1 protein-coding gene is annotated in these 3,713 nt (G+C 70.4%); it reads right to left on the reverse strand.

Translation table 11 applies throughout. From position 1 onward, the window contains the following. Window positions 1–334: 334 nt before the first annotated feature. The coding region (mfd, locus tag R6V09_RS48465; RefSeq protein ID WP_317887825.1) for a transcription-repair coupling factor at window positions 335–3,713 on the reverse strand (3,379 nt) is incomplete at its 5' end.

The following is a 3,713-nucleotide window of genomic DNA, read 5'->3' on the forward strand; positions in this document are numbered from 1 at the left end:
CGGGCGGTGGGCGACCCGGGCGGGGGGTGACCCGGGCCGGGGGGTGACCAGGGCGGGGGGGGACCAGGGCGGGCTCGCTGTCGCCGCTCAACTCGCCGTACGCGAAAGTCCGTTGGGCGCCTTCAGGTAGGCAGGCCCGAGCCCGCTCCGGACATCAGGCCAGGCCCGGCCCCGCCCCGGACATACCGTCGGCCGACCCCGGCAGCGGACCGGGCGCCTGTACACAACTGGAGAAGCGTGACACCTTCCGAAGAGGTGTCACACTTTTCCCAAAGGGTGCCCCCGCCCCGCCGGACTCGCCAAGAGCGCGGCGCACCAGGCCCTCACGCCGCCGTTACGACCCCAGGATCGTCGCCAGGAACTCCCCCACCCATCCCAGCAACTCCCGCCCCACCAACGGCTTCCCGCCCACCCTGGACGTCTTCGGGCGCGGGACCAGTACCTGGTGGGCGGCCGGCTTGATGACGGTGCCCGGGTAGAGGCGCTTGAGGCGCAGTTCCTGGGACTCGCGCAGCTCCACCGGGGCGAAGCGGATGTTCGTGCCCTGGAGGACGATGTCGGCGACACCGCAGGCGCGGGCGAGCATGCGCAGGCCGGCCACCAGCAGCAGGTTCTCCACCGGCTCGGGCAACTTGCCGTAGCGGTCGACGAGTTCCTCGCGTACGGCCTTGATGTCCTCCTCCGTGTTGGCGGAGGCGATGGAGCGGTAGGCCGCCAGGCGCAGGCGCTCGCCGGGGGCGTAGTCGTGCGGGACGTGGGCGTCGACCGGGAGCTCGATCTTGACCTCCAGGGGCGGTTCCTCCTCGACCCCGCCCTCCAGGGAGGCGCGGTAGTCGGCGACCGCCTCGCCGACCATGCGGACGTACAGGTCGAAGCCGACGCCCGCGATGTGGCCGGACTGTTCGCCGCCCAGGAGGTTTCCGGCTCCTCGGATCTCCAGGTCCTTCATCGCCACGTACATGCCCGCGCCCATCTCCGTGTGCTGCGCGATCGTGGCGAGGCGTTCGTGGGCCGTCTCCGTCAGGGGCTTCTCCGGGGGGTAGAGGAAGTAGGCGTAGCCGCGCTCCCTGCCCCGGCCGACACGACCCCTGAGCTGGTGGAGCTGCGACAGGCCGAAGTTGTCGCCTCGTTCGACGATCAGCGTGTTGGCGTTGGAGATGTCGATGCCCGACTCGACGATCGTCGTCGACACCAGGACGTCGAACTTCTTCTCCCAGAAGTCGACGACGACCTGCTCCAGCGACTGCTCCGACATCTGGCCGTGGGCGGTCGCGATGCGCGCCTCCGGGACGATCTCGCGCAAACGCGCCGCCGCGCGGTCGATCGACTCGACCCGGTTGTGGATGTAGAAGACCTGGCCCTCGCGCAGGAGTTCACGGCGGATCGCGGCGCCGATCTGCTTCTCCTCGTAGGGGCCGACGAACGTCAGCACAGGGTGACGCTCCTCCGGGGGCGTCGTGATCGTCGACATCTCGCGGATGCCGGTGACCGCCATCTCCAGGGTTCTGGGGATCGGGGTGGCGGACATCGTCAGCACGTCCACGTTGGCGCGCAGCTTCTTCAGCTGCTCCTTGTGCTCGACGCCGAAACGCTGCTCCTCGTCGACGATGACCAGGCCGAGATCCTTGAACTTGGTCTCGGAGGAGAACAGGCGGTGGGTGCCGATGACGAGGTCCACGGAGCCCTCGCGCAGGCCCTCCAGGGTCGCCTTCGCCTCCGTGTCGGTCTGGAAGCGGCTCAACGCCCTTACGTTGACCGGGAATTGCGAGTACCGCTCGGTGAACGTCCCGAAGTGCTGCTGCACCAGGAGGGTCGTCGGGACGAGGACGGCGACCTGCTTGCCGTCCTGTACGGCCTTGAAGGCGGCCCGGACGGCGATCTCGGTCTTGCCGTAGCCGACGTCGCCGCAGACCAGCCGGTCCATCGGGATCGACTTCTCCATGTCGTCCTTGACCTCGGCGATGGTCGTCAACTGGTCGGGCGTCTCCACGTACGGGAAGGCGTCCTCCAGCTCGCGCTGCCAGGGCGTGTCCGCGCCGAACGCGTACCCCGGGGCGGCCATCCGGGCCGAGTACAGCTTGATGAGGTCGGCCGCAATCTCCTTGACGGCCTTCTTGGCGCGCGCCTTGGTCTTCGTCCAGTCGGCGCCGCCGAGGCGGTGCATGGTCGGGGACTCGCCGCCGACGTACTTGGTGATCTGCTCCAGCTGGTCGGTGGGGATGTACAGCCGGTCCCCGGGCTGGCCGCGCTTGGCGGGGGCGTACTCGACGACCAGGTACTCGCGCGTGGCGGTCTGCACCGTGCGCTGCACCATCTCGATGTAGCGGCCCACACCGTGCTGCTCGTGGACGATGTAGTCGCCCGCCTCCAGGGTGAGCGGGTCGATGGTCTTGCGGCGGCGGGCCGGCATCCGGACGCCGTCCTTGCCGGCGGCCTTCTGCCCGGAGAGGTCGGTCTCCGTGAGGACGGCGAGCTTCAGTGCCGTATCGACGAAGCCGTAGTCGATCGAGCCGGTCGCCACGTGCACTACGGAGGGGGCGATCTCCCCCAGCTCCGTCTCCAGGCGGGCCGCGACGCCCTCGCTGCCGAGGACCTCGACGGTGCGGGCGGCGGGGCCGTGGGCCTCGGTGACGAAGACCGTGCGCCAGCCGTCGGCGAGCCAGCCCTTGGTGTCGGCGAGGGCCTTCGCGGTGTCGCCGCGGTAGGTCTCGGGCGCGTGCATGCCGAGCTTGAGCGTGTCCGCGTCGAGCTCTTCATCGGCCGCGAACGGCGAGACGGACCACCACATCATGTCCAGCTCGCGCGCCCGGTCCCGTACGTCCGCGATGGACCACAGGGAGGCCGCGTCGACGTCGATGGGCGCCTCGCCGCCACCCGCGGTGGCCGCCCAGGAGGCCTGCAGGAACTCCTGCGAAGTGGCTACGAGATCGGCGGCACGCGTGCGTACCCGCTCCGGATCGCATACGACGGCCATCGCGCCCTTGGGCAGCACGTCCAGCAGCAGCTCCATGTCGTCGACGAGCACCGGGGCAAGGGACTCCATGCCCTCTACGGCGATGCCCTCGGCGATCTTGCCGAGCAGCTCGCCCAGTTCGGGGTGTGCTTCGGCGAGGGCACGCGCGCGCGTGCGGACGTCTTCCGTCAACAGGAGTTCACGGCAGGGGGGTGCCCACAGGCCGTGTTCGGCGACCTCAAGGGAGCGCTGGTCGGCCACCTTGAAGTAGCGGATCTCCTCGACGTCGTCGCCCCAGAACTCGACGCGCAGGGGGTGTTCCTCGGTGGGCGGGAACACGTCCAGGATGCCGCCGCGTACGGCGAACTCGCCGCGCCGCTCGACGAGCTCCACGCGCGCGTAGGCGGCGGCGCCGAGCGCGTCCACGATCGCGTTCAGGTCGGCGGACTGGCCGGATCTCAGGGCGACCGGCTCCAGGTCTCCGAGACCCTTGACCTGCGGTTGCAGCACGGACCGCACCGGCGCTACGACGACGGAGACCGGGCCCGTCTCCGGGTCGTCGTCCCTCGGGTGGGCCAGGCGGCGCAGCACGGCGAGGCGACGGCCCACGGTGTCGCTGCGCGGGCTGAGGCGCTCGTGCGGAAGGGTCTCCCAGGAGGGGTACTCCACGACGCCGTCCGCCGGGAGCAGTGAGCGCAGGGCGGCTGCCAGGTCCTCCGCCTCGCGGCCGGTCGCGGTCACCGCGAGGACTGTGCGGCCG

This window comes from Streptomyces sp. W16, from assembly GCF_033194735.1.
Classification (GTDB): domain Bacteria; phylum Actinomycetota; class Actinomycetes; order Streptomycetales; family Streptomycetaceae; genus Streptomyces.